The organism is Salinisphaera sp. T31B1, assembly GCF_040361275.1.
Taxonomy (GTDB): Bacteria; Pseudomonadota; Gammaproteobacteria; order Nevskiales; family Salinisphaeraceae; genus Salinisphaera.
In genome coordinates, this window is record NZ_APNH01000004.1 from 284,352 (window position 1) to 309,193 (window position 24,842).

The following is a 24,842-nucleotide window of genomic DNA, read 5'->3' on the forward strand; positions in this document are numbered from 1 at the left end:
CGCCGCGCGGCGTGGTCGAACGCCACGACAGCGGGCAGCCACGACACGCGAGGCGGCTGCGGCTGCGCGAGCCGGCTGTCCGGCGCCCGGTTACGTGAGATCCACTCGTCGGGGAATAAGGATACTGCGGTGCGCGGCGCAATGGCCTGAGCGGCCGCGGTTCGGCGCCCGGCTCGCACGCAGTCACGACAGGCCCTAGACTGCGGATATGAACGATAGACCGGATTTGCCACGCGCCGATGCGATCGAGCTCGCCATTTTCGCCAGCCGTATCACCGCGGTGTGCGAAGAGATGGGCGCGCGTCTGGCCCAGGCAGCGTTTTCGCCGAATATCCGCGACCGTCTGGATTACTCCTGTGCGGTATTCGACGCCAGCGGACGGCTGTGCGCACAGGCCGCACACATCCCGGTACATCTGGGCAGCATGGCCTATGCCATGGCCGATATCGTGGCGGGGCGCGAGTGGCACGAGGGCGAGATGATCGCGCTCAACGACCCGTATCTGGGCGGCACCCATCTGCCGGACGTGACGCTGATCGCGCCGCTTTTTGTAGATCGCACACTGGTCGCATTCGTGGCCAACCGAGCCCACCATGCCGATATCGGTTCCGATTCGCCGGGCTCCATGCCGTTGTCCAGCGATTTGTCGGAAGAGGGCCTGGTGATCGCGCCTATTGCGCTGGTGGTGGACGGACGTGTCGATGAACAGGTGCTTGGCGAATGGCTCGAACGTCTGCGCAACCCGGCGATCGCACGCGGGGATTTCAGCGCCCAGATCGCGGCCAACCGTGTCGGTCTGACTCGACTGGAAGCCCTCGTCGCTGGCGATTCGGATACCCCGGCCGTTGCGGCGTTCGAGCAGCGTTTGGGCCAGTACAACGACTATGCGCGCGCACTGGCCGCCCACGCCCTGTCCGAGCTGCCCGATGGCCGCTTCGAGTACACCGATTATCTTGACGACGATGGCCAGGGAAATCGGCAGCTGGCCATTGCCTGTCGTATCGACATACGCTCCGGTCAGGTCGCGGTCGACTTTGCCGGCAGCAGCGATCAGGTCGATGGCAACGTCAACTGCCCGTTATCGGTGACCGCTGCCGGCGTGCTCTATGTCTTTCGCTGTCTGATGCCCGAGCAGATGCCCGCCTGTGCCGGAGCCTTCGAGGATATCCGGGTCAGCGCGCCGGAGGGCTCGCTGCTCAACGCCGAACATCCGCATGCCGTGGCCGCGGGTAACGTGGAAACCAGCCAGCGTGTCGTGGATGCAGTACTCGGGGCGCTCGCACAGGCGCTGCCGACACGCATACCGGCCGCCAGCCACGGCAGCATGAACAACGTCGCACTGGGCTCGCATGCAGACGCCAGCCCCTGGGATTACTACGAGACGATGGGCGGCGGACTGGGTGGCGGCCCGGAGCGTGCCGGTGCGAGTGCGGTTCAGGCACATATGACCAATACCCTGAACACGCCGGTCGAGGTGCTGGAGCGGCATTTTCCGTTGCGCATGCGTCGATATGCCATCCGTCGCGGCAGCGGTGGCGCGGGCCGACATCCGGGCGGCGACGGTCTCATTCGGGAGATCGAGTTTCTGGCCGATGCGCGCTACACACTGCTCACCGAGCGCCGCGACAATCCGCCGTGGGGGCTCGACCACGGGGCGAACGGATGCCTTGGCGAAAACCGGTTGGATGACGTGCCGCTCGACGCCAAGTGCCAGGGGGATGTGGCGGCTGGCCAGCGACTGACCGTGGCATCGGCCGGCGGCGGCGGTTATGGCTGTCCCGCCGACGATTGAGTTTTTGAACGATCGTCCCAACATCGGGTGACTTGCAGCGCGCGGTATAATCCGCCGTCAACCGAATTCATCGAATCGAGGAACCCGCCATGAGCGCCAAGGCAATGGAAGTCATCAAACAGGAAGTCGAAGGCAATCCCATCGTGCTCTACATGAAAGGCACACCGGATTTCCCGCAGTGCGGCTTTTCGGCGCGCAGCGCCGAAGCGCTCAAGGCCTGTGGCGTGCCCTTCAAGGCTGTCAACGTCTTCGACGATGAGGAAATCTACCGCCAGGGCGTCAAGCTCTATTCCAACTGGCCGACGATTCCGCAGCTGTTCGTCAACGGCGAGCTGGTCGGCGGTTCGGATATCGTCATCGACCTGTTCCAGTCGGGTGAGCTCAAGACCATGCTCGAAAGCGCTGCCAACGGCTGACCTGGCTGGGGGCCGGGCGCGGATGCCCGACGCTTCGCGGCACCGCCATGACGGAATCTATGGATCAAATCGAGGCTATCCGGCGAATCGGGATCTTGCTGATCGGCGATGAGCTGTTGTCCGGCAAGCGCGTGGACAAGCACATGCCGGCCGTCATCGATCTGCTGTCCGAGCGCGGTATGGAACTGTCATGGGCGCGCATGGTCGGTGACGACGCGGCTCTTCTCGAACGTACGCTCGTCGAGACGCTCGCCGGTCCTGATGTGGTGTTCAGTTTCGGCGGGATCGGCGCCACGCCGGATGATCGCACGCGTCAATGCGCGGCCGCGGCGGCCGGCGTGGAACTCGAGTTCAACGCCGAAGGTCGGGCGATCCTTGAATCGAAGTTCGGTGATGAGGCCTACCCGAAGCGGATCCACATGGTGGAATGGCCGGTCGGTGCGTGCGTGATTCCCAACCCGATCAATCAGGTGCCGGGGTTTTCATTGCATCATCATCATTTCGTGCCCGGGTTTCCCCGCATGGCCTGGCCGATGGTCGCCTGGGTGCTTGATGAATATTATCGGCATCTTCAGCGTGCCGAGCGTGATATCGAACTCATGCTTGAGGTATTGGATACTCCCGAAAGCGCGCTGATCGACCTGATGCAATCGGTCATGGACGCTCATCCGTCGGTGCGTATCGCCTGTCTGCCCAACGCCGGCGGGCGGCGCGCGATCGAATTCGGGGTCCGTGGCACACCGGACGCAGTCCGCGCGGCGTTCGGCGAACTCGAGTCAGCGCTCAGCGCGGCCGGTGTACCGCTCGGCGAGCGTAGCGAGCGATAACTAGAGGCTGCTCTACACGGCTGATTGGTAATCGAAAAAGCTCCCCCTTTTCCAGGGTACGATGCTAAAGTTGCCGCATCCGCCTGGGGGAGGCTGATTTGCAACGCTCTAACGCTGCGTATTTCTCGCATATCGTGCGCGCTCTGCGAAGCCGCGCGTCGCGCTATGCCTATTACGGTCTTGTCATAGCGCTTATTGCCGTCGTGCTGGCTACCGTGGCCACGGTGGTCCTGGCAGGCGAGCCGATCACGCTCGCGAGTCTTTACGATGCGCAGCGGAACAACGCCAGCCTTCTCGCATTGGATCTGATGCCGTTCCTGTTCGCTCTTTGGGGGCAGTATATCGGCGTGATCATGTCTCACCAGGCTGGCGTGATCGTGCTCGATCAGACCGAGCACTTGCGCGTCGACAACCGTGCACTCGAGGCCGAAGCGGTGCGCATGGGCCAGCGCGACGTGCTGACCGGCCTGTCCAACCGCGCCCATTTCTTTGCCGAGCTCGATCGGCGGATTGGCGCAGCGCACCTCAGCCGTACGCGACTCGGCATTCTGGTGATCGATCTCGACGGTTTTTCCGAGGTCAACGACCAATTCGGCGAAACCAATGGTGACCGTGTACTCAAGAGCGTCGGCCGGCGCCTTTCGCTGGCGATGGAAAACACGGGGCTGGTCGCACGCTTGAGCGGCGACAGCTTCGGGATACTCATGGATCCGGTCGCCTCGGCCGACATGCTCGACAGCGCCGCGCAGCGTATTCAGCAGGGGCTCGAGCCGCCGTGCACGCTGGACAACCTGTCGCTGAATATTGCGTCGAGCATCGGCGGGGCGGTTTACCCGGACCACGCGCGCGATGCCCAGGCACTGCTCAACGCCGCCGATGGCGCCATGCAGCACGCCAAGACACGCGGAGGCGGCTTCGAGATGGTCAAGGCCCGGCTGCCGCTGCGCGACGCCGAGATGCACAGCCTGAGCGCGGAACTGCGCGCGGCCATCGACGAAGACCAACTGGTGCTGTATCTGCAGCCGTTAGTGCATGCCAGCGGCGATCGGGTGCATGGGGTCGAAGCGTTGGTCCGCTGGCAGCATCCCCGCCGCGGGCTGATCATGCCGGGCGATTTCATCCCGCGCGCAGAGCGCAGCGGCCTCATGCGAGATCTGTCCAACTGGGTGTTGCGGCGCGCGCTCCAGTACGCCGCGGAGCTGCGTACTGCGGGCTGGCCGTTGCGGATGTCGGTCAATCTGTCTGCGCGTTCGCTGCTGGATCCGGATTTCCCCGACGTGCTGGCCGGGCTGCTGGCCGCCTACGAACTGCCCAGCAAGTTCCTCACGCTCGAGATCACCGAGGACACGCTGATGGCCGACCAGCGGCGGACGCTGGATATCGTCACCCGGGTGGCGAACATGGGCGTGCAGATCTCGATCGACGACTTCGGCACCGGTTATTCGCAGCTGGCTTATCTCAAACGGTTGCCGGCTTCGGAGATCAAGATCGATCGCTCGTTCGTGCAGGACATGCTCATGTCCAAGACCGATCTATCGATCGTCCAGGCGACCATTGGTCTGGCGCACGCGCTGGACCTGCGAGCGGTGGGCGAAGGCATCGAGAACGAAGCCCAGGCTGATCGCCTGCGCATGCTGGGCTGCGATCTGGTGCAGGGGTACTACTTCGGTCGGCCGATGCCCATGGACAAACTGCGCGACTGGCTCGAGCAATGGCATCTCTATCATGTGCCTCAGCATGAACGACTGCTCGGCGAGGGAGCTGACCCCCAGCGTCTCAACTGATTGGCCTCGCTACGACCAGTCCGGGTCAAAGCAATACGCGCCGCCGAATGCCGGTGCCCGGAAATCCTTCGCAGACAGACCCGCCCGAGCGCACGCTTGGGCCAATTCATCGGCCGGGGCCGTGCGTGCTTCGTCGGTGAGTTTGAAGGTCGCGAAATGGATGCCGAGACTGTGTACAGCCTCGAGACACTGGTGGGCGCGCACTGCGTCGGCCGGGTTCATGTGCTGCTGGGCCATGAACCAGCGCGGCTCGTAGGCACCGATCGGCAAGAGCGCAATGCGCGGCGCGCCCAGGCGCTGACGGATATGCCGGAAATGCTCGCCCATCCCCGTGTCGCCGGCGAAATACACCGCTCCTGCCGGTGTCTCGATCCAATAGCTCACCCAGAGCGTTCGATTGCGATCGAACACGCCGCGCCGCGACCAGTGGCGGGCCGGAGCGACGGTCAGCGCGGATCCGGTGTTCGTTTGGATACGATCCCACCAGTCGGCTACGACCACGCGCCGGGCACCCGCGCCGCGCAGCCAGCGGTCCAGACCGAGCCCGGCGACGAACAGCGGCCCATGGTGCTTTGCCAGGCGGGTGATGGTGGCTCGATCGAGATGGTCGTAATGCGAATGGCTGATCAGCACTGTATCGATCGGCGGCAGATCGTCGAATGCCACGCCAGGCGGGTGATGGCGGCGTGGGCCAAGCCAGGGCAGCGGGCTGACGCGCTCGGAGAATACCGGATCGGTCAGCACGTTGCCCGCGGCGCTCTGAATGAGCACCGTGGCGTGGTTGATCCAGGTCACGCGCAGGCCGTGCGTCACACGAGCCGGTGGTGGCGGGGGTGGGACAAAGCGCTCAGGGCAGGTCCAGGTGCCGCGGTCGCGCTCGCGCAGCCAGCGCCAGAGATCGCCCCGCTCGTGCACGATCGGTTCGGGATTGAAGAAACGCCGCCCGTCGAAATGATCACTGGGCGGACCACGATGGCCGTAACCCCGGCCGGGCAGTACTCCGCGTAGCCAGCGGTTCATCGGTTGCCCGCCGGGGCATCCGGCCGGCGACTGCGGCGTGTCACGACCACAATCAGTGCCGCGGCGATCACCGCCAGGCCGCCCAGCAGGCTGAGCAGATCCGGGGTTTCGTTCCATAACGCCCAGCCAATGAGGGCGGCGAACAGCACGGTGGTGTAGATCAACGAGCCGATATGTGCGGCCGGTGCAAGCGAATACGCCTGGGTGAGCAGTAGCTGGCCGGCCGTTCCCACGCTGCCGGCACCCAACAAGGTCACCCACTGATCGCGTGTCGGGGTCTGCCATACGGCAAGCGCCGGTAGCAGCGACAATACGGTACCGAGCACGCTGAAGTAGAGCACGATACGCACGGTCGGCTCGGTATCGGCCATACGCCGGATGGCCGCCATGGATGTGGCTGCGAGCACGCCCGCGGCCAGACCGGCCAGGCCGGCGGGCCCGGCCCAGCCGAGGCCGGGCTTGAGAATCAGGATCACGCCCAGAAAACCGATGAGCACGGCCGGATAAATCCGTGTCGGCGGACGCTCGCCGATCCAGGCCCAGGCGATGAAGGGCAGGAACAAAGGCTGGCTGTAATTGAGCAGCACCGCGCTGGCCAGCGGCAGATCGGACAGGGCGTAGAAGAAACAGTACATGGCGCCCAGGCCGGTGGCTGCCCGCAGCAGATGCATGCCCGGGCGCCGCGTAGTCAGCGAAGGGCGCGAGCGGGTGAGCATGCCCAGCCAGGGCAAGAGAGCGAGCAACGCGAACAGATTGCGGAAGAACACGATCACCGGATTGGGCAATTCGGGGCCCACCTGCTTGATCAGCGCGCTCATCACCGCGAAGCTCGCCGCGCCGGCCATGGCAAAGGCTGCGCCGCGGCGCAGCTCGTCTTTCACAGAGTGGACGCGCCGTATGGATCGGCGCCGGAGACGACCGGCGTGTCGGCGCTGTTGCCCCAGTCCGACCAGGCGCCTGGATAGCCGCGAACCCGTTCATAGCCAAGGTAGCGCAGCACCAGATACGTATAGGACGAACGGACATGGCTCTGACAATAGTTGACCACGTCCTGATCGGCGTCGATGCCCTCGGCCTTCAGCAGCGCTTTCAGCTCGGCCCGCGGACGCAGGCGTCCGTCTGGCCCCTTGAAACGGTTCCAGTCCAGGTTGATCGCGCCCGGGATGTGCCCACCCCGGGCACTACGCACGTCCGTGCCGGCATATTCGGCCGGGCTGCGGACATCCAAGAGCGTTATGTCATCGTCGTCCAGCCGCGCCGCGATCCAGGCTTTGTCGGCAATACGCATCGACTGCGGTTGTGCACGGAAATCGCCGGGCGCCGGGGACACCGCGCCCCCTTCCAGCGGCTGGCCGGCGTGATGCCAAGCTGCAAGACCGCCGTCCAGCAGGGAAATCGACGCGTGGCCCATGGCATCGAGCGTATAGAGCAGGCGTGCCGCCTGGCCGTCGCCCACCCGGTCGTAGGCCACGATATGCATGTCGTGACGCAACCCGGCCTTGCGCAGGCGTTCTTCCAGCACGGAAGCCATCGGGAGCAGGCCTGCCACCGGTGGGCGCGCCACGGTGAAATCCGCCATCGACAGCTGGCGCGCTCCCGGGACATGTGCGCTGGCGAAGTCAGCCGGCGCATCCACGGCGACAATCTGTACGTTCGGCGCGCCGGCTACCTCGGCCAGTTGATCGGCACTTATGAACAGTGGCAGCGAATCGCTCATGCGCTTGCTGTCTGCCTGTTCAGACCTGACGTCCGGCCAGATACAGCCACGTACTCACCACTGTGTCCGGGTTGAGCGACATGCTCTCGATGCCCTGCTCGAGCAGCCATTTGGCCAGATCCGGGTAGTCGGACGGCCCTTGGCCGCAGATGCCGACATACTTGTCGTTACGCTTGCAGGCCGAAATCGCTTTTTCCAGCATCACCTTGACCGCCGGGTCGCGTTCGTCGAACAGATGCGAGATCAGCCCCGAGTCGCGATCCAGACCGAGCGACAGCTGGGTCATGTCGTTTGAGCCGATCGAGAAGCCGTCGAAGTATTCGAGGAATTCATCGGCCAGGATGGCGTTCGAGGGCAACTCGCACATCATGATGATCTTGAGCTCGTCCTCGCCGCGTTTGAGCCCGTGGCCGGCGAGCAGGTCGGTTACGCCCTTGGCTTCGCCGAGCGTGCGCACGAACGGAATCATGATCTGGACGTTCTTCAGGCCCATCTCGTCGCGCACGCGTTTGACGGCCGCCAGCTCCAGCTCGAAGCAGGGCGTGAAGTCTTCGGCCAGATACCGCGAGGCGCCGCGCCAGCCGATCATGGGGTTCTCTTCGTCGGGCTCGTAGCGTTCGCCGCCGATCAGATTGGCGTACTCGTTGGACTTGAAATCGGACAGCCGCACGATCACCGGCTTGGGCGCGAACGCGGCTGCGATGGTGGAAATGCCTTCCACCAGCCGGTCGATATAGAACTCGACCGGGCTGGCATAGCCGGCGATATGCGCATCGATCGTCTTCTTCAGCTCGTCCGACTGGTCGTCGTACTCGAGCAGCGCCCGCGGGTGGATGCCGATCTGCCGGTTGATGACGAATTCGAGACGGGCCAGACCTACGCCGGCGTTGGGCGTGGCCGCGAAGTCGAAGGCGCGGTCGGGGTTGCCGACGTTCATCATGATCTTGGTGCCGATCTCCGGCATTTCGTCCAGCGAGACTTCATCGATGTTGAAGTCGATCTCGCCGTCGTAGACATAGCCGGTGTCGCCCTCGGCACAGGAAACGGTGACGGGCATGCCATCGCTCAGGTGTTCGGTTGCGTCGCCGGTGCCAACGACCGCGGGAATGCCGAGTTCACGGGCGATGATCGCCGCATGGCAGGTACGACCACCGCGGTTGGTCACGATCGCCGAAGCGCGTTTCATGACCGGTTCCCAGTCCGGGTCAGTCATGTCGGTGACTAGGATATCGCCTTCCTGTACGCGGTTCATTTCCTTGATCGACGATACGTTGCGGACCTTGCCCGCGCCCACGCGCTGGCCGATCGAACGGCCTTCGACGAGCACGTCGCGCCCGGCCGAGTCCAGCCGGTAGCGCTCGAGCGTGCCGCCGCTGTTGGACTTCACCGTTTCCGGGCGTGCCTGCAGGATATAAAGCTCGCCGGTCTCGCCGTCCTTGCCCCATTCGATATCCATGGGCCGGCCGTAATGGCGCTCGATGATGAGCGCCTGGGCGGCCAGGGCCTCGGCGTCGGCATCGGTGATCGAGAACTTCGCCTGATCGGCGGCGTCCACGTCGACGAACTCGGTGGTCTTGCCGTGGCTGCGATCGGCCGTATAGACCATCTTCAAGGCCTTGCCGCCGTTCACGCGCCGCAGGATCGCCGGCCGCTTGGCGTCGACGTTCGGCTTGTAGACATAGAATTCGTCGGGGTTGACCGCGCCCTGGACCACGGCCTCGCCGAGGCCCCAGGAACTGGTGATGAACACCACCTGATCGAAACCGGATTCGGTATCGATGGTGAACATCACACCCGAAGCGCCCGTATCCGAGCGCACCATGCGCTGGATGCCGGCCGACAGCGCCACCTGGCTATGCTCGAAACCCTTGTGCACGCGATAGGAGATCGCGCGGTCGTTGAACAGCGAGGCGAAAACGTCCTTGATCGCGAGCATGACGTTGTCGAGCCCGCGCACATTGAGGAAGGTCTCCTGTTGGCCGGCGAAGGAGGCGTCGGGCAGATCTTCCGCGGTCGCCGAGCTGCGCACGGCGACCGAGATGTCCCGGTTGTCGCCGGCGAGTTTTTCGAATGACTCGCGGATCGCCTCCTCGAGCTGCGGCGGGAACGGATGATCGATCACCCAGCGGCGGATCTTGTCGCCGGTTTCGGCCAGCGCATCGACATCCTCGACATCCAGCGCATCGAGGGCGGCGTTGATTCGGTCGGCCAGTCCGTCATGCGCGAGAAACTCGCGGTAGGCGTCGGCCGTGGTGGCAAAGCCGTCCGGCACGTTCACCCCGGCATCGGCCAGATGACTGATCATCTCGCCGAGCGAGGCGTTCTTGCCGCCTACATGCTCGACGTCGTTCATTCCCAACTGGCTGAACCAGGCTACGTGCGCGTTTTGCACAGATTCTGTCCTCGCAGAGCAAATCGTTCGAGCGCGCGATTTTACACGCTCACGAACAGCTGCGCGCGCTCGGTGCTCTAGGCGTGGCCCCGCGCCTCGGGCAGGATAGCGACCATGACGAATTCCGATACGCCCAAACGCTCGATTTTCTTTCTGTCCGACCGTACCGGCATCACCGCCGAGACGCTCGGTGCGACGCTGCTCACCCAGTTCGACGAAACCCAGTTCAAGCAATCCACGCTGCCGTTCATCAATACCCCGGAAAAAGCCCGTTCGGTGCTGGAGTACATCGAGCACACCGGCAAGATGAGCGGTCTGCAGCCGATCGTGTTCTCGACCACGGTCAGTGAAGAAGTGCGCGATATCCTGCGCAGCGGCGGCGCCTTGTTCCTGGACCTGTTCGATACCTTCGTGCCGCAACTCGAGGGCGCGCTGGAAACCAAATCCAGCCATCGGGTGGGGCGTGCACACGGCATTTCGAACGAGGATGTCTACGAATCGCGGATCGATGCGATGAATTTCGCGCTCACCCACGATGACGGGGTCGGCGAGAACGGTTATCACAAGGCCCAGGTCATTCTCGTCGCGCCGTCGCGTTGTGGCAAGACGCCGGTGAGCATCTATCTGGCCATGCAGCATGGGGTGTACGCCGCGAATTATCCGCTGACCGAGGAGGATCTCGAAGGCCGGGCCTTGCCGAGAGCCCTCAAGGATCATAAGGACAAGCTCTACGGGCTCTGGATCAACCCCGAGCGGCTGCACCAGATACGCAGCGAACGGCGTCGTGGCAGCCAGTACGCGGCCTTGCCGCAGGTCAGCTACGAGCTGCGTCAGGCGGAAGCGCTCTACAAGCGGCACGGGCTGCCGTTCGCCGAAACCACGAACAAGTCGATCGAGGAGATCGCCACAATGATCATGCAGGACAAGAACATCCGGCGGCGTTCGTTCTGAGCGCGACCCCGCATTTGAAAAGCGCCGACCCTGCCGTATAGTCCGGGGATGCCGACACTCAAACGCAATCACTGGCTAGCCGCCGCGCAGCCCCGCAGTTTCACGGGGTTGATGGGCTTGTACGAAAGCAACTACCGCCGCTTCGAGCGCCTGGTGCCCGAGCTGGATCTGCCGTTCGACGAAGCCCACTCGCAGGGCGAGGATGCGGTGTTGTATCTGCGTGTGCTGGAGCGTTGCCGCTACACCACCACCGTGCATCTGACCTACTGGTTCGGAGAAGGGCCGGATATGCGTGCGGATCCGGATCTGCGTCTGCGCCTGTATCGCGATGCCGAACTCGTCGAGGCGATCTCGTGCGACGCGCGGTCTCGCTATGTCGCACTTGTCGGTGTACCCGACATCGATGACGAGGTCCTGGCCAGCCAGTGGCCGCGCAATCTGTTGCTCAACAAGTGGCTGGCGTACTGTCTGGCTCAGGGGCACAGTTTCGGCGGCGCGCACCGGCCGCGCCGCGGCTGATCGTCTTGTCTGGCTAGGCCGGCCGTCGGGTTGGAGCGGCGTCCTCGGCGTCCTCGCCCGGCTCGATGTCCATCAGTCGCAGGCCCACGCTGGCAATCACGCCCGACTCGATCGTACGTACGGCCAGCCGCACGCGGTCGATATCCACGATATCGCCTTCGACCGGCCGACGGCGCAGTCGGCGCCGCATGTAGTCGGCGATGGACAGTTCGGTCAGTTCCGGCTTGATATCCAGGCCGTAGACCGCCGCCAGTCCGTCCATGCCAGCATCGCCATGCAGGGTGAAGCTGCCAAAGAACGTCCGTACCTCGGGCGCGTTCTTGCTGTCGCCGCGGAACAGCACGCCGAGCTCTTCGCGATGCCGGTCCGGGGTAATCAGATACAGCAGGTCGTCCACCGCGAACACGAACCGCGGCCTGGGAAACAGCAGTCGGTTGTTACGGGTGACCGCAATACAGCGCACTCCGGGGAACCGGAACAACGCTTCGCCCTGGGTTGTGGCCAGGCTGGACGAGCGTTGAATACGAAAAGCCAGCAATACGTGCGTGTCCGGCCGGGTACCGTCGAAGCCGAATGTCGCTTCCGGGCCGGGCTCGCGCGGCACCTGGAGCTTGAGCCGGCGTGCCATCCAGCCCAGCGATGTGCCTTGGATGATCAACGATACAAGCACCACCGCGAAGGTGATATCGAACAGGAACTGGGCGCCTTCGAGTTCGGCCATCAGCGGAAAAAGCGACAGCACGATCGGCACCGCGCCGCGCAGTCCCACCCAGGCGATGAACCCCTGTTCTCGGCTGGGAAAATGGAACGGCAGCAGGCTGAGCCAGACGGCCAGCGGGCGTGCAATGAAGATCAGGAACAGCGCGATCAGGGCGGCCGAGCCGGCGTGGGCCCATAGCTGGATCGGGTTGACCAGCAGCCCGAGCACGAGAAACATGCCGGCCTGCGCCAGCCAGGCCAGCCCGTCCATCACCCGGAAGACGTGCTCCGAGGCATGATTGCGACGATTGCCGACGATCAGTCCCACCAGATAAATACCCAGGAAACCGCTGCCGCCGAGCTGGTTGATCGCGGTGAACGCCATCAGGCCGCCGGAGGCGATCAACAGCGCATACAGCCCTTCGACCAGCTGCATGCGGGATACCAGAAACGACAGCCCGTATCCGAGCACGACGCCGCCGACGATACCGATACCGAACTGGCGCAGTATCTGTTCGGCGACGACCGATGCGGTGAAGCCGGCGTCGCTGCTGATCGTGGTCAGCAGGAACGTGACCAGGAAAATGGCCATCGGATCGTTGGTGCCGGACTCGATCTCCAGGGTGGCCGAAACGCGCTGATTGAGCGTCACGCCACTATTGCGCAGTTGGGAAAACACCGCCGCGGCGTCTGTGCTGGCTACGATGGAGCCCAGCAACAGGCCGTATCGCCAGTCCACGTTCAGCCAGACCGCAATGAAGGCGCCAGCCAGCGATGCCGATACCAGCACCCCGACCGTGGCCAGCGACAGCGCCGGACTGAGGGCCACCCGAAATGTCTGTATATGGGTGCGCAGCCCGCCGTCGAGCAGTATCACCGCCAGGGCCAGGTTGGCGATGAAGAATGCCAGCGGCACGTTGTCGAAATCGATTCGGCCCAGCCCGTCCTGGCCGGCCAGCATGCCGACCAGCAAGAAAATCAACAGCAGCGGCGGGCCGAAGCGGGCCAGCGAACTGGCAAGCACGCTGAGAAACAGCAGCAGGCCAGTGAAGAAAAGGATGATGTTGATATCACTCATCGAGGCGTCGCGTCATCAGGGCTCGAAAGAAAAACCGAAAAGCCTGCGTCAGATCAGCGCGGCGGCCCGGAGGTTTCTATGGTGACAAAACCGGTGTATCGGCGCCACGCCGTCCGCACGTGGGCACGGCATCTGTCACGTCCGATGCACTATCGGCTCGACGAAACCGCGGCCGGCCCGGTTTCGACGGCCCAATCCGGCATCGATCACGGACGTATGCGCGAGCGCCACAAGCGCGCGGCACTCGCGGTCTCGCCACGTAAGCCAGCCAGACAGGCGTCTCGACCAGCGCGCCTCAGGTGCGGTGTTGGTCGAGTACGCGCCCGCCGTCGCGTACCCCTTCGAACAGGCGCGCATCGATGTTCGGCCCGTGTTCGAGGACGCTGATATCACCGGTGCTTTCCATGACCACGGCCAGGACCTGCGCAAGATCGATGATGCCGGCCATGCGTACTTTCGAATACAGATCCTCCCGAGTGACCCGGGCGGCGTCCATATTGTTCGCCAGCATCTGGTCGCCGACCATCAGCACCATCGGCTCGTTGTCGACCCAGCGTTCGATACTGCGGCTCAAGCGGCGACTGCGCGCGACCGCATACTGTATGAGATACAGCAGACCCAGCCCGGCAACGCCCGTGGCCAGCGCCGGCGTGTCGCTCAGAATAGTGGAAGCGAGGATGCTGCCGAAGGCGACCGTAATGGCGAAGTCGAAGCTCGACATCTTGGAGAAGCTACGCAGCCCCGACAGGCGGGTGAAAAGCATCAGTGCGATATAGATGCCCAGCGTGGAGACAAGCATCGACACCAGTGACGAAGAGCTGGCGGTGAACCAGGCGGGATCGATCATGGAAGACCTCATGGAAACGTGGAAAGTCAGGGCGCGTGCGAAAGCACCGGCCCGATGGAGCGGCGAAGCTCAGCGTGGTCGCGACAGCCCGTCGACGCGCCAGCGCTGGTTGCGATGGGCGTAATGCCTGTGCCAGTTCCGACCGGTAGCTGCTAGAAAACGCCGATGAATGGCCTGCGCGGTCTGGGCGGTGTCGTGAAAATCGATATGGTGATGCACCAGCACGAGCCGGCCGTGCGGGGCCAGATGCGCGGCCACGTGCCGGGCCAGCGCCCGCATGGCCCGCCTGTTGAGATAGTAGAGCAGCTCCGCGATCACGATCGCTTCATAGCGGACGCGAGGTAGACGACCCGGCAGCACGCGATGCAACACGCGTGCATGCGGACGACCGGCCAGCGCCGCGGCGGTCAGGGCAACTCCCGCTGTCGTGCCTTCACAGGCGTCCAGGGCCAGCGCGCGGCTGGCCAGGGCCTGGCTGTTGGCGCCGTTGCCGCTGGCAAGCTCAAGCACGCGTGCCCGGCGTCCGGGGCCCAGGGCACGTAGCAGACAGACGCGCTTGCGTATTTCGTCGCGCCGTATGTAAGTGCCCCAGGGGTCGGGGTTGGCCGCAAACGTTGCCTGAAAACCCTCCAGGTCGATCGACCGGCTCACCGCAACGCACCGAAGCGCTCGATCGGCCGCGCGAAACGCGCGATCGTCGCTGTGTCCATGCAGAAGCCCGTCGGGTCGTCGTCGATCAGCCCGGTCTGGGTGCGATGACAAAGAATCGCAGCACGCTTCATATGCACGGTGACACTATCCAGCGCCAGCGTATATCGGGTGGGCGAGGATCGGCCCTCGGCGCGCGGCCAGACCAGATAGCTCAGCCGCCGACGGCAGCGCGGCCAGGCGAGCGCGGCGGCGGCCGCGACCCGGCGATGGTCCGGATGATCGTCGTTGGCCGAGGGAAGTACCAGAAGGTCAGGCGACCGGGTGCGTGTCAGCGCGCGCGCCAGGCCCCGGGTGTCGACATCATCGAAGGCGCCCAGACTGCCGTCGGGATAGTCGAGAAAACGAACCCGGTGGGCGTGGACGCCAGCCCGTGCCAGCCCGCGGCGGCACTCGGCGCGACGGGCCATCCGCAGGCGGGGGGCCGGCCAGCGTTGGCTGTGGCGATGCGAGGCGGCCCCGTCGGTGACTACGATGACATGCACGTGCGTGCCCTGGCTCCGCAACCGGCGAATCAGCCCGAAGGCTGCGATGACGTCGTCGTCGGGATGTGGAGCCACGATCACCGCCCGGCGAAGGCCGGTCAGCCTCGGCGGCCTCAAAGGTCGGCCGTCAGATCGCCGGCCGCGACCGCGCGGGCCACCTGCATCAGCTGCGCGTCGGGACCGGGTTGGCGTAGATAGACCATCAGATCTGCGATCGTGGCACACAGTGGATGCTCACGGAACAATCCCTGGACGCCGACCGATTGCTGGGCGAGCCTGATGGCGCGGTCGGCCTGTTCAGCCACCACCGCCCGTGCATGTGCCACACGAGCGGCGTGCACGGTCGGGCGGTCGTCGAATGCCTGCTCAGCTATGCGATAAACCGTATCGGCGGACGCCTGGGCACACGCGTAGAGCCTGGCCAGACGGGATGCCTGATGCGCATCATCGTCTCGCGAGCGCGCCACCAGGTGATCCCGAACCTGATCGAGCACCGCCGCTACGCCGCCCGCCTGGACCGCGACGAAACGTAGCGCACCGCCCGAGAACCAGGGCTGGCGCTCGTAGTCGCCAGGCGCGCCGATCAGGGTCAGGCCTGTCCCGGCAGCACACTGCCAGCGTACGAGATGGGTTTCCGAGTGCTGCATGCCCAGCGTATCCCACCAGCTGCGGTCGACGACCGGCGCCATCGCGTTCAGGTCCACCGCTGCCAGCTGCGCCCGAGCCGCATCGCCCGCCTCGAGAGTCACCAGCGCGTAATCGAGCAGCCCCGCGCCAGAGGCAAACGCCTTGCCGCCACACAGATCGGCGCCTTCCAACACCAGCGGCTCGCCCGGCAACGGCGCGTTCCAGACCCCGAACAGCGCGCCGGCACGCGCGGCGGCGAATAGCCGGTCGCGATCGGTTGCCGCCGCGTAGCGGCCGATGATCTGCAAGGCATCGACATGCCCTTCGAACAGCCGCCCGAGGGCCAGATCGTGCCGACCGGCGGCATACAGGCGTCGAAGTAGCGCGAGCAGCTGAACGCTGTCGCGCGGGTCGTCGAATGCCATGTCCGCGGCCAGTCGATCGATGCCGGCCCGGATGAAGCCGGCGTTATCGTTTGTGCGCACCAGTTCGAACAGGCCGTGAGAGTGGCCTTCCACGACGGCATTCATGGTGCGGTGGCCGTTTGCAGCGCACGATGATCGAATTCGATGGCATCCAGCAGCCGTTCGGCCTCGGAGAGTACCACTTGCCGCGCCGGGCGATCCGCGGCCAGGGCCAGCGAGAATGCATCGGCGCTGGCTGCATCATCGGCCACGCGCTGCACACGCGCCACCGGCAGCGACAGACGGCTGGCCAGCATCGCCATTGCGCCGCTGCTGCGTCGAGCATCGAATGCCCGGCGCGCCAATGCCTGACGCTGGTAGCGCGCCAGCGCATCGGCGGGGTGTTCGACCTGCATGGTGTCCACATCCACGCTGTCGCGCAGCGCATCGGCCAATCCGCCGCGTGCGCGTCCCTGGCGCCGAGACGAGGTCGCCACCCGTACGCTTGGATCGCGCGCGACGCGATAGCCGGCCTGTCGGGCCGCCTGGACGAAATTTGTGTCCTCGTCGCAGCTGGAGGCGGCAAATCCGCCCAATGCGAGATAGACAGGCGCGCGGCAACCCAGATTGGCGCCACCGATACCCGGATAGGCGCCCGTCGGTTCGTAGTCGATCGGATCGACCTGTCGTTCCAGCCGATACAACCGATCCAGATAATTCTCCAGCCGATACCGTGGACCCAGGCGATGCGGCTGGCGGCGCTGTATGCGGCCGGCCACGACATCGACACGGCTCAAGGCCGCGAGCGCGCGCACGATCCAGTCAGGCGCGGGTGCACTGTCGGCATCGGTGGTCAACAGCCTCGCATCCTGCCCGCGACCGACACATTCCACGCCCAAACCCATCGCCGCGCGGCGGACGCGACCCGCGTTGGGTGTGTCGTGGCGTTCGATAGTGGTGCAATGAAGGGTGAACGGAGCGTCCACGCTCATCGCCTGGACGGTCGCCTGGCTGTCGGGCTGCGCGCCATCGAATGCCAGACACAGCGCGAACGGGCTGGCCAACGATTGCTGGCCGGCCAGTGCGGCCACGAGCGTCGTCAGGTGGCGTCGCTCATCCCGGACCGGTACGCAGACCGCCACGCTCGGACGCTTGCGGTCCGGCCTGCGCGCGGGTGGCATGGTCCTGGCGCCGGATTCGCGCGGGGTGCCGCCCGATATCAACATGTCCTCCGACAGATTGACGGTCTCGGGACGGACCCATCTAGCGAACGCAAGATGTTCGCCCGCCGGGCCAGGGTGCATCGATTCGGGCCTGTGTGCGTGAAGATCATGGCGTCAGCGTGCCCACGCGCCGACGAGTCTGCCATCGGTATTAACCCGTGCGGCGGGCCAGTTGTCGCCGATACAGCGCCACATAATTCTCGGCCATTCGCTTGGCGCTGAAACGCTGGTCGAAGACACCGCGGATCCGATCACGATCCAGGCCCGAGACCCACTCCAAGGCTTCGACCGCTTCGGCGATGCTGTCCACGATGAAGCCGGTCACCCCGTGTTCGACGATTTCGGGCGCGGCGCCGCGATTCCAGGCGATGACCGGCGTGCCGCAGGCCATCGCTTCGATCATGACCAGTCCGAAAGGCTCGGGCCAGTCGATCGGCAACAGCAATGCTGCAGCCTCGTGCAGCCGGGCGATCTTGTCGGCCTCGCCGATCGCGCCGAGATATTCGGCGTCGGCACCGAGCCGCTTTTCCACGTGATGCGCGAAATAGTACGGATTACCCGGATCGATACCCCCGGCTAGTCTGATTCGACGATGAGCAGCACGCGCAATCTCTATGGCCAGGTCCGGCCGCTTCTGATCGGTCATTCGGCCGATGAACAGCAGGTCGTCGCCGGCATTGGGCGGCCCGGCGCCAAACCGGGCTCCATCGAGCCCGTGCGGCACGATGCCGGCCAGATTGGCGGCCGGCACATGGGCCGCCTGGCTCGCGGATATCGCGGCCACCGGCAAGTCGGCGAAACACTCGAAGAACAGCCGGCGATCGAGTTCGTCGGTCCGCCAGTGCAGGGTGGTCAGGCTCGTCGGGCGACCAGCGCCAAGCAGGGCGGCATGAAAGAACTCGCCGTGGCAGTGAACGATATCGAATTGGTCGAGCATCGGCCGAAGCGTCTCCAAGAGCGCCGCTTCCAGGACGGCCGGGGTGCCTGGCGGCACCGTACCGTGGGCTGCGGTCAACGCTTCGAGGCTGGGCGGGCCTTCCACGATTCGGGCACGCGTATGACTACCCGCCGGAGCGAATAGCGTGACGTCATGTCCGAGATCGATGAGCGCATCGGCCAGCTCCGCGACGATGCGCTCAGTGCCGCCTTCGTCGGCGGGCGGTACCGCTCGGATCACCGGTGCGACCTGGGCAATACGAAGTGTTCGGGTATCGATCATGGGCACCATCCGACAGACGACGACGCCACGGGCGATTTTCCCGACTGGCCGACGGACAAGGAGTTAAACCGAGTGTTTATCATGCACGTTGCCCTGCAGGGCTGTCTTTGTGCCGGCGCGGTCGAATACGGGATCACGGCCGATACGGGCGGGCATATCCGCTATCTGATGCAACTCGCCGATGCGTCGGCCGCCGACCCGCAGATCGACCGGATCGATATTGTCACCCGTGCCTTCAGTGCCGACTTCACGTCCGTCGATTATCAGGCGCCATGTGAACACCGCAGCGCCAAGATCCGGGTCGTGCGACTGGCCACGCCTAATCCGGGGTATCTGGCCAAGGAAGCGCTCTGGCCGGAGTTGCCGGCCTTCACCCGTGCGCTCAACGACTATATCGCAGGTCTGGAGCGAGCGCCCGATGTGGTGCATGCGCACTATGCCGACGCGGCCGAGGTCGCCGCCGGGGTCAAGGCAGAACACGGTATCGGTTTCGTCTTCACGGCCCATTCGCTGGGACGAGTCAAGCGGCGCCATCAGCCTGCCGCGGCGGGCGCGGACAGCACGCCGGCGCTGGATCGACGCATCGCCTACGAGGAGCGCGCGCTGAGGGAGGCCGATCTTGTGCTCGCCAGTTCGCGCGATGAGGCAGAGATCCAATATGCCGATTATGCTGCCTACGAGCCGGGGCGGATCCGCATACTCGCGCCTGGGATCGATGTCAGCCCGTTCGCCGAGGGCGCGATCGGGAGTCAGGTCGATGCCATGCTCGGCCGCTTTCTGAGCGAGCCCGACAAACCGGCCTTGCTCGCCATCGCCAGGCCGGTCAGCCGCAAGAATCTGGGCGCGCTGATTCGTGCCTACGGCGAGTCGCCGGCGTTGCAGGCACGTGCGAATCTGGTGTTGCTGGCCGGTCATCGCGACCGTATCGACGATCTTGAGGCTGAGCTGGCTGCGAACCTGCGGGAAATTCTGGCCCTGATCGATCGCTATGATCTGTACGGCAAGATCGCCTACCCCAAGCAGCACGTCGAGGCTGATGTCCCAGGCGTCTATGCCTGGGCGCGGGCACGCCAGGGGATGTTCGTCAATCCGGCGTTCAACGAACCGTTCGGGCTGACGCTGCTGGAGGCTGCCGCGGCAGGGCTGCCGGTTATCGCCACCGACAGCGGCGGTCCCAACGACATCATCGAACGGTGCGGCAACGGCTTGTTGATCAACCCCGCCGAGCCGTCGGCAATCACCGAGGCCGCGCTCGATCTTCTGGACGATCCGGAGCGATGGCAGCGCTACTCGGCAGCCGGCAAGGCCGCCGTCACCTCCTATGACTGGCACGAACATGCCCGGCGATATCACGAATTGCTTGGGCGGCTGGCCAACGATACGCCCAGCGTGCGTATCGCACGCAGTCGTGCGCTACTGGTTTCGGATATCGACGGAACGCTCACCGGCTGTGCGCTTGGGATCGATTCGTTCAACGGCTGGCTGGCGCGGGAGGCCGGGGTGACCTTCGGCGTGGCAACCGGGCGCAGTTTCCACAGCGCGATGGCGGTACTCGAGGCCAGCGATATCGCCGCGCCGCGGTTTCTGATCACCTCCGTAGGCGCCGAGATTCACTATCTGGCCGAGGACGGCGTGACCTATCGACGGGACAGGCGCTGGCATCGCCAGATCGATCGCCACTGGCACCGCGAACGTATTGCGCGCGCGCTCGAGGGGCTGCCGGGGCTCGTGCTGCAGGGCGCGCTTGAACAGAAGACGCACAAGATCAGTTATCTCGTCGCCGATACGCCTGCCACCCTCGAAGCAGTACGGCTGCGGCTGCATACGGCCGGTCTGGCTTGCAGCGTCATTCATAGTCACGGGCGCTATCTGGACGTACTGCCGGCTGCGGCCAGCAAGGGTGCGGCGGTAGAGTATCTGCGCCAGCGCCTTGGGCTGGCGCCGACACAGGTCATGGTTGCCGGCGATTCCGGCAACGATATCGACATGCTGGCCACCAGTGCCTGCCCGATCATCGTGGCCAATTATCGCGACGATCTGGCTGGCCAGCCGGGTCTGTCCCGCGCCTATCGCGCCGGTCGACCGCATGCCTGGGGCGTGATCGAGGGTGTACGTCACTTCCAGGAGCGGCGCCAGCCGTGAAGGTCAGCGTGTTGACGCTGGTTCGCGGACGCCGCGAGCACCTGATCAATTTTCTTCACGGCCTGAACGCGCAGCAGCGTCCCCCCGACGAGTTGGTGATTGCATGGATGCAGCCGGCTCCGCACGCCGGGCTGCCAGCCACCGTTTTTCCCGTCCGTCATGTCATGGTCGACGGACAGTCCCTGCCGCTGGCGGCCGCGCGTAATCGGGCGGCCGCGGTGGCCCGCCATCCGGGGCTGATCTTTCTGGATGTCGACTGTATCGCTGCGCCGGCGCTGGTCGGCCGTTATGCCGAAGCGCTCGATCGGGGTCCGGGCCTGTATCTGGGCGAGGTGCGCTATCTGTCCGCAGGCGCGGTGGATCTGGATCCGCACCGGCGGTTGGATTACGACCAGCTGGCGCGTTCGGGACTGCGTCATCCGGCACGCCCGGCGCCGCCGGCACACGGCGTGCGGGTCGAACCCGATCCGGGGCAGCTGTGGGGGCTGTCCTTTGCCCTGACCGGCGCGGCCCATCACGCGGCCGGCGGCATGGACGAAGCATATGTCGGCTACGGCGGCGAGGAGACCGACTACGCCCACCGCCTGGCCGCCGCCGGGCTGCGGTTCTACTGGGTGGCCGATGCGCTGGCCTGGCATCAGCATCATCGTCTGCACCGGCCGCCGTTGCAGCATTTCGAGGCGATCATCGCCAACGCACGACGTTTTCACGCTCGCTGGCAGCACTGGTGCATGGATTACTGGCTGGGCCTGTTCGCCGACGCCGGTTTCATCGAGTGGCATCCGCAGGCAACGCGGATCCAGGTACGTCGTCATCCCGGCCCGGCGGACATCGATGCCGCACGGCTGGACGACAGCGCGCGCTGGGGCTGAGCTGGATCAGGCCGACCCGGCGCCCAGTGATTCGCCGATCGGTATCACCCGCGCACCGGCGACCGCCGCCGTCTCGGCGGCATCTGGGCGGGCGTCGGCCCACAGGGTATCGACCCGGCTTTCCAGCCAGTCGGCGGCATGGCTCGCCGCGTCGGGATCGTACAAACGCATAAGGCGGCTGACGTCCAGGGTTCGCGCCTCGGCCAGCACGGCCTGCCAGCCCTGGAAATCGCCGGGCCAGCGCGCCATGTGAATGGCCGCGCCAAGCGCGGCCAAACGCTGCGCCTTGCCGGTCTGCTCGTCGAAGTAACGCCATTCCGGCGCGCATATGTAGGGCCGCCCGATCTTTGCAATTTCATGCACGGTGTTATCGCCGGCTGAACCAATGACGATGTCCGCGGCCGCGATATAGTCGGCCGGTCGTTTCACCCAACCGTGATTGATCAGGTTGGCGAAATCGGTTTCGTGGCCTTCCCGGTGCAGTGGCCCGATCGTGACGAACAAGCTTTCCGGCGCGGCGCGTGCGGCGACTGTCAACGGCGCGTATGGCGTGCCGGCCCCGCCCCCGCCGGTCAGTGCGAGCACGATCTCGCCCTCGGCAGGCAGCCCCAGGCGGGCGCGGGCGGCGGCGCGATCTGGCACGCCGTGGTCGTGCGTGCACAGACCGCCGGAATAGAATGTCTTGGCTCGCGCCCACTCGGGGTAATCCGGCTCTTCGATCGCCGGATCGTACGGCGCCAGCATGCCTGTGCAACTCTCGTAGGCCGCCAAGTGACCCGGATCGTTGCGCATGCCGTGCATACGGATGGTCACGGCCGGCACGCTGGCGATACGGGCCAGCAGCGCGAGCTCGGCCGATACATCGATCACGAACAGCCCGATGTCGCGATCGTCGAGATGATCCAGAATCAGACGCATGGATCGTCGCATCGCGGTCAGTCCCAGCGGCACGCAGTGCATGACCGCCGGCGTGGGCTGCGAGTAAAGGGCTGGCGTGGGAACGGTGGCGCCGATCATGTCCGGCAGGGCGATGCGTTCGATATCACGCTTGAAGCCGTCGAAAAGGCCGGGGTCGGCAGTGACCACGCTCACCGGCCGCGCGGGATGCATGCGCTCGACGATCGCCATGGTTCGCTGGGCGTGCCCGCGTCCCTGATGGTGAACGAAAAAGCAGATGGGTCTACGCATGAATACCGGTCCGTGTCGGCGACAAGCGTCGAGCATACGTCCGCGCGCGGCCCGGTGAACTGGGTAGTTTGACTGACTCGAGGCCTTTTGCAGACGCGCATGAAAAAGCCCGGCACCTTTCGGCAGCCGGGCTCGCGGAGCCGGGCGGCTCCGGTATTGGTGGAGGCGGCGGGAATCGAACCCGCGTCCGCGGATTCTCCACCCTCGGATCTACATGCTTATACCGTTTTTGGTTGTCGGCGCAGGTTACCCAACGGGCAGGGAAAACCTGCGCTTAGCTTCGTTTGCTCTTAACGGGTCAGCCCGAAACGGGGCTTTGCCGCGAGTCTATGAGAGTCGATACCCGTGACCGGAAGCATAGACACTTGCCGGGCGGGCACTAGCGGGCTTTAAGCCGCTAGAGCGTAGTTGTCGTCGTTCGCAACTAGCTTAGGGTGCAAACTGATTAACGAGGAAGATTGCAACCTCGGCATGCACCTTGGGTTTTGACATCCGCGTCGAAGCCATGTCGCCCCCGGTCGGAACGCGCAGATTCTAACACAGGCAAATCGGGAATTTGCGAGTCTGCTGGGTAGTGCGCTACCGGCGCGGGCCACGGGCCAGATGAGGCGGCGGGCCAGGCGAACCGGGAACCGGTCCGGCGCCCGGTTTGCAAGATCATCGTCAGCTCGGCACGGCGCCCGGTGACCGCGCCGGCTTCGCCTGGCGCGCTCGCGACGACGATCAACGCCCCGCGGTCGCATAGGCTTCGTTGCCGCCGACGTCGGCTACCGCGACCGATCGAATCGGCCAGCACGCAGAACGCGTGGTGGCCTGTTCTGGCCTGCTCACTGCGGGCGTGGACTGCGGCACTGCTGCGGTTACCGCCACGCCGGCATCGTCTCGCCCATCGGCCAGCATAAAACGGCCGTCGGCGACATACGCTGCGCGGCCCGCCGATCGGGTTCGAATGGCGCGCGAACCATCGCCTGGCGTGACCGTGGCGAAATCATCGGCGGTGATGGCGGACGGATGGGCCGTCACCGCATAGCCGCAGCCGCGCGTTCCCGTAGTGGGAGCGAACCCATCGAACAGGCGGCCACCGTCGGAACTCGACGAACCCCGTTGCCGCGAGGACGGAACGCGCATATGCCGGTTGCGCGATTCGCGATGCAGATGTCGGGCGCATGCCTGCGACATCCGCTTTCCCGGCGCTGCACCGGTATCGGCTTCGCTCGGTGCCACGGGCGCCGGCGTCGAGCTGCGTCGTGGCGAACGACTTGTCGTGCGCTGTCCCACGACAGCGCTCAAGATGATGGTGTCGCGCGTCGCGGACATCGCTCGAGAGGAGGATGGCCTTCTGTACTGCTGTGCCGATAATCAGGCCTGCCTCGCCAGTCAGGAGCCGTTGCTGTGCACGCGCATTCGCCAAGCATAGACGAACCCGTTTAGCCGGGTCGTGTCAGGCGTCGCTGCGCATGATCTGGGCCTTGCGGCGGTTCCAGTCCGCTTCCTTCTTGGACTGGCGCTTGTCGTGCTTGGCCTTGCCCTTGGCGAGCGCGATTTCGAGCTTGGCCTTGCCCCGTTTCCAATACATCGCCAGCGGCACGATCGTATAGCCTTTCTGTTCGGTGGCGCCGATCAGGGTTGCCAGTTCACGCTCGTGCAACAGCAGTTTGCGCGTGCGGGTCGGATCGACCACTACATGGGTCGAGGCCGATTCCAGCGGCTGAATATGCCCGCCCAGAAGAAATGCTTCGCCGTCCTTGATCAGTACGTAAGCTTCGGTGATCCGGCCCTTGCCGGCACGCAGTGCCTTGACCTCCCAGCCTTCGAGTACCAACCCGGCTTCCAGGCGTTCCTCGAGGAAGTAGTCGTGACGCGCACGCTTGTTGAGCGCGATCGTCGCACTGGGCTGTTTGCTGTTTTTTTGCTTTGCCATGTGCTTAGTAT

General features: G+C 65.0%; 21 protein-coding genes and 1 other RNA gene. 8 read left to right on the forward strand and 14 right to left on the reverse strand.

The window, feature by feature from the left end:
* Window positions 1-208: 208 nt before the first annotated feature.
* The 4 genes from T31B1_RS16035 (at window position 209) to T31B1_RS16050 (ending at window position 4,819) form a co-directional block, all read left to right on the forward strand.
* Window positions 209-1,792 carry a hydantoinase B/oxoprolinase family protein gene (locus tag T31B1_RS16035; protein ID WP_353250534.1) on the forward strand — a complete coding sequence of 528 codons (1,584 nt, stop codon included), beginning with the start codon at window positions 209-211 and terminating at the stop codon, window positions 1,790-1,792.
* Between the two features lie 89 nt (window positions 1,793-1,881).
* Entirely contained in the window at window positions 1,882-2,208 is a 327-nt protein-coding gene (gene grxD / locus T31B1_RS16040) for a Grx4 family monothiol glutaredoxin (RefSeq protein ID WP_353250535.1), read from the forward strand.
* A gap of 59 nt (window positions 2,209-2,267) precedes the next feature.
* Window positions 2,268-3,035, forward strand: coding sequence for a competence/damage-inducible protein A (locus T31B1_RS16045; RefSeq protein WP_353250536.1), 768 nt, complete (start codon window positions 2,268-2,270; stop codon window positions 3,033-3,035).
* Window positions 3,036-3,133: 98 nt separating this feature from the next.
* On the forward strand, window positions 3,134-4,819 hold the full coding sequence (locus T31B1_RS16050) for a putative bifunctional diguanylate cyclase/phosphodiesterase (RefSeq protein WP_353250537.1): 1,686 nt from the start codon (window positions 3,134-3,136) through the stop codon (window positions 4,817-4,819).
* 9 nt (window positions 4,820-4,828) lie between these two features.
* Here the strand turns inward: T31B1_RS16050 and T31B1_RS16055 are convergent, their stop codons facing one another.
* From T31B1_RS16055 to ppsA, 4 genes are read right to left on the reverse strand one after another with little or no spacing between them, the layout of a single operon-like run.
* Entirely contained in the window at window positions 4,829-5,839 is a 1,011-nt protein-coding gene (locus T31B1_RS16055; protein ID WP_353250538.1) for an MBL fold metallo-hydrolase, read from the reverse strand.
* Window positions 5,836-6,720, reverse strand: a complete 885-nt coding sequence (locus tag T31B1_RS16060) for a DMT family transporter (RefSeq protein WP_353250539.1) — start codon at window positions 6,718-6,720, stop codon at window positions 5,836-5,838. Before T31B1_RS16060 ends, T31B1_RS16055 begins: the two co-directional genes overlap by 4 nt.
* A complete protein-coding gene (locus T31B1_RS16065) occupies window positions 6,717-7,556 on the reverse strand; it encodes a sulfurtransferase (RefSeq protein WP_353250540.1) in 840 nt (279 codons plus the stop codon). The genes T31B1_RS16060 and T31B1_RS16065 overlap by 4 nt, the downstream gene beginning before the upstream one ends.
* Before the next feature lie 19 nt (window positions 7,557-7,575).
* Window positions 7,576-9,948 carry a phosphoenolpyruvate synthase gene (gene ppsA / locus T31B1_RS16070; RefSeq protein ID WP_353250541.1) on the reverse strand — a complete coding sequence of 791 codons (2,373 nt, stop codon included), beginning with the start codon at window positions 9,946-9,948 and terminating at the stop codon, window positions 7,576-7,578.
* Window positions 9,949-10,062: 114 nt separating this feature from the next.
* Between ppsA and ppsR the strand changes: the two genes are divergently transcribed.
* Entirely contained in the window at window positions 10,063-10,899 is an 837-nt protein-coding gene (gene ppsR / locus T31B1_RS16075; RefSeq protein WP_353250542.1) for a posphoenolpyruvate synthetase regulatory kinase/phosphorylase PpsR, read from the forward strand.
* 48 nt (window positions 10,900-10,947) lie between these two features.
* Window positions 10,948-11,418: a DUF1249 domain-containing protein gene (locus tag T31B1_RS16080; RefSeq protein ID WP_353250543.1), complete on the forward strand. Its 471-nt coding sequence runs from the start codon at window positions 10,948-10,950 to the stop codon at window positions 11,416-11,418.
* Between the two features lie 13 nt (window positions 11,419-11,431).
* Here the strand turns inward: T31B1_RS16080 and T31B1_RS16085 are convergent, their stop codons facing one another.
* The 7 genes from T31B1_RS16085 to T31B1_RS16115 form a co-directional block, all read right to left on the reverse strand.
* On the reverse strand, window positions 11,432-13,195 hold the full coding sequence (locus T31B1_RS16085) for a potassium/proton antiporter (RefSeq protein ID WP_353250544.1): 1,764 nt from the start codon (window positions 13,193-13,195) through the stop codon (window positions 11,432-11,434).
* 295 nt (window positions 13,196-13,490) lie between these two features.
* Complete coding sequence (locus T31B1_RS16090) at window positions 13,491-14,042, reverse strand: DUF421 domain-containing protein (protein ID WP_353250545.1); 552 nt, start codon at window positions 14,040-14,042, stop codon at window positions 13,491-13,493.
* Window positions 14,043-14,111: 69 nt separating this feature from the next.
* Window positions 14,112-14,693, reverse strand: coding sequence for a class I SAM-dependent methyltransferase (locus tag T31B1_RS16095; protein WP_353250546.1), 582 nt, complete (start codon window positions 14,691-14,693; stop codon window positions 14,112-14,114).
* The gene (locus T31B1_RS16100) at window positions 14,690-15,310 is read right to left on the reverse strand and encodes a PIG-L deacetylase family protein (protein ID WP_353250547.1); all 621 of its coding nucleotides are present in this window, start codon (window positions 15,308-15,310) and stop codon (window positions 14,690-14,692) included. Before T31B1_RS16100 ends, T31B1_RS16095 begins: the two co-directional genes overlap by 4 nt.
* A gap of 38 nt (window positions 15,311-15,348) precedes the next feature.
* Complete coding sequence (locus tag T31B1_RS16105) at window positions 15,349-16,392, reverse strand: acyl-CoA dehydrogenase family protein (RefSeq protein WP_353250548.1); 1,044 nt, start codon at window positions 16,390-16,392, stop codon at window positions 15,349-15,351.
* Entirely contained in the window at window positions 16,389-17,492 is a 1,104-nt protein-coding gene (locus tag T31B1_RS16110) for a glycosyltransferase family 2 protein (RefSeq protein WP_353250549.1), read from the reverse strand. Before T31B1_RS16110 ends, T31B1_RS16105 begins: the two co-directional genes overlap by 4 nt.
* A 148-nt stretch (window positions 17,493-17,640) precedes the next feature.
* Entirely contained in the window at window positions 17,641-18,708 is a 1,068-nt protein-coding gene (locus T31B1_RS16115; protein WP_353250550.1) for a glycosyltransferase family 4 protein, read from the reverse strand.
* Between the two features lie 72 nt (window positions 18,709-18,780).
* On the opposite strand from T31B1_RS16115, the gene T31B1_RS16120 reads away from it, so the two are divergent.
* Together T31B1_RS16120 and T31B1_RS16125 are read left to right on the forward strand one after the other, a co-directional pair.
* Window positions 18,781-20,850 carry an HAD-IIB family hydrolase gene (locus T31B1_RS16120; protein WP_353250551.1) on the forward strand — a complete coding sequence of 690 codons (2,070 nt, stop codon included), beginning with the start codon at window positions 18,781-18,783 and terminating at the stop codon, window positions 20,848-20,850.
* On the forward strand, window positions 20,847-21,722 hold the full coding sequence (locus tag T31B1_RS16125) for a glycosyltransferase family 2 protein (RefSeq protein WP_353250552.1): 876 nt from the start codon (window positions 20,847-20,849) through the stop codon (window positions 21,720-21,722). The genes T31B1_RS16120 and T31B1_RS16125 overlap by 4 nt, the downstream gene beginning before the upstream one ends.
* 6 nt (window positions 21,723-21,728) lie before the next feature.
* Here T31B1_RS16125 and T31B1_RS16130 read toward each other — a convergent pair whose 3' ends face one another.
* The 3 genes from T31B1_RS16130 to smpB form a co-directional block, all read right to left on the reverse strand.
* Window positions 21,729-22,910 carry a glycosyltransferase gene (locus T31B1_RS16130; protein WP_353250553.1) on the reverse strand — a complete coding sequence of 394 codons (1,182 nt, stop codon included), beginning with the start codon at window positions 22,908-22,910 and terminating at the stop codon, window positions 21,729-21,731.
* A gap of 157 nt (window positions 22,911-23,067) precedes the next feature.
* Window positions 23,068-23,426, reverse strand: a transfer-messenger RNA (tmRNA) gene (gene ssrA / locus T31B1_RS16135).
* Window positions 23,427-24,351: 925 nt separating this feature from the next.
* On the reverse strand, window positions 24,352-24,831 hold the full coding sequence (smpB, locus tag T31B1_RS16140; protein WP_353250554.1) for an SsrA-binding protein SmpB: 480 nt from the start codon (window positions 24,829-24,831) through the stop codon (window positions 24,352-24,354).
* Between the last annotated feature and the right edge of the window lie 11 nt (window positions 24,832-24,842).

Excerpts from the sequence above, each read along its gene's own strand:
- T31B1_RS16035 (WP_353250534.1), top strand. The coding sequence starts at position 209 with ATGAACGATAGACCGGATTTGCCACGCGCCGATGCGATCGAGCTCGCC.
- grxD (WP_353250535.1), top strand. The coding sequence starts at position 1,882 with ATGAGCGCCAAGGCAATGGAAGTCATCAAACAGGAAGTCGAAGGCAAT.
- T31B1_RS16045 (WP_353250536.1), top strand. The coding sequence starts at position 2,268 with ATGGATCAAATCGAGGCTATCCGGCGAATCGGGATCTTGCTGATCGGC.
- T31B1_RS16055 (WP_353250538.1), bottom strand. The coding sequence starts at position 5,839 with ATGAACCGCTGGCTACGCGGAGTACTGCCCGGCCGGGGTTACGGCCAT.
- T31B1_RS16065 (WP_353250540.1), bottom strand. The coding sequence starts at position 7,556 with ATGAGCGATTCGCTGCCACTGTTCATAAGTGCCGATCAACTGGCCGAG.
- ppsR (WP_353250542.1), top strand. The coding sequence starts at position 10,063 with ATGACGAATTCCGATACGCCCAAACGCTCGATTTTCTTTCTGTCCGAC.
- T31B1_RS16080 (WP_353250543.1), top strand. The coding sequence starts at position 10,948 with ATGCCGACACTCAAACGCAATCACTGGCTAGCCGCCGCGCAGCCCCGC.
- T31B1_RS16085 (WP_353250544.1), bottom strand. The coding sequence starts at position 13,195 with ATGAGTGATATCAACATCATCCTTTTCTTCACTGGCCTGCTGCTGTTT.
- T31B1_RS16090 (WP_353250545.1), bottom strand. The coding sequence starts at position 14,042 with ATGATCGATCCCGCCTGGTTCACCGCCAGCTCTTCGTCACTGGTGTCG.
- T31B1_RS16105 (WP_353250548.1), bottom strand. The coding sequence starts at position 16,392 with ATGAATGCCGTCGTGGAAGGCCACTCTCACGGCCTGTTCGAACTGGTG.
- T31B1_RS16110 (WP_353250549.1), bottom strand. The coding sequence starts at position 17,492 with ATGTTGATATCGGGCGGCACCCCGCGCGAATCCGGCGCCAGGACCATG.
- T31B1_RS16115 (WP_353250550.1), bottom strand. The coding sequence starts at position 18,708 with ATGATCGATACCCGAACACTTCGTATTGCCCAGGTCGCACCGGTGATC.
- T31B1_RS16130 (WP_353250553.1), bottom strand. The coding sequence starts at position 22,910 with ATGCGTAGACCCATCTGCTTTTTCGTTCACCATCAGGGACGCGGGCAC.
- smpB (WP_353250554.1), bottom strand. The coding sequence starts at position 24,831 with ATGGCAAAGCAAAAAAACAGCAAACAGCCCAGTGCGACGATCGCGCTC.